Source organism: Mesobaculum littorinae, assembly GCF_004011175.1.
GTDB lineage: Bacteria > Pseudomonadota > Alphaproteobacteria > Rhodobacterales > Rhodobacteraceae > Tranquillimonas > Tranquillimonas littorinae.
The window spans coordinates 1-434 of the sequence record NZ_RQXX01000021.1 but is presented as its reverse complement, the minus strand read 5'-3'; the positions used below and the strand labels follow the sequence as shown (position 1 = coordinate 434).

Here is a 434-nt window from a genome sequence, read left to right as displayed (position 1 = left end):
CGGTCATGTCTCTCCTCCCGTGATGCGGCATGCCTCTCTCGGTCGCCGCCCCGAAGGCGACGCTGGTCATGCCGAAAGTCGTTGGGGGCCGGGCGGCGCTCCTCACCGCCGCCCGGGCCGGATCACTCCGCCGCGTCGTCCTGCGGAAGGTGATCCATCAGGTAGCGCGCGCCTTCGGCCACCACACCGGCGGCGTCGGCCGGCTGGTCATGTTCGATGATGTACCATTCGACGCCCAGGTCGTCGGCCGCCGTCAGGATACCGGGCCATTCCAACGTCCCCGCGCCCACGGCGGCAAAGCCGCGCTGATCCTCGTTCTCGCCCTCGGGCGCGTTGTCCTTGGCGTGGACGGCAAAGATGCGATCGCCGATGGTCTGCAGGTAGGTGGCGGGATCGTGGCCGCCCCGGTCCACCCAGGCCAGGTCGATCTCGGC

The 434-nt window shown here is 70.0% G+C and carries 1 pseudogene; it reads right to left on the bottom strand.

Going from position 1 to position 434, the window contains the following annotated elements:
• Positions 1-122 precede the first annotated feature (122 nt).
• Positions 123-434: pseudogene (locus EKE94_RS18745) on the bottom strand (sugar phosphate isomerase/epimerase); the annotation flags it as partial.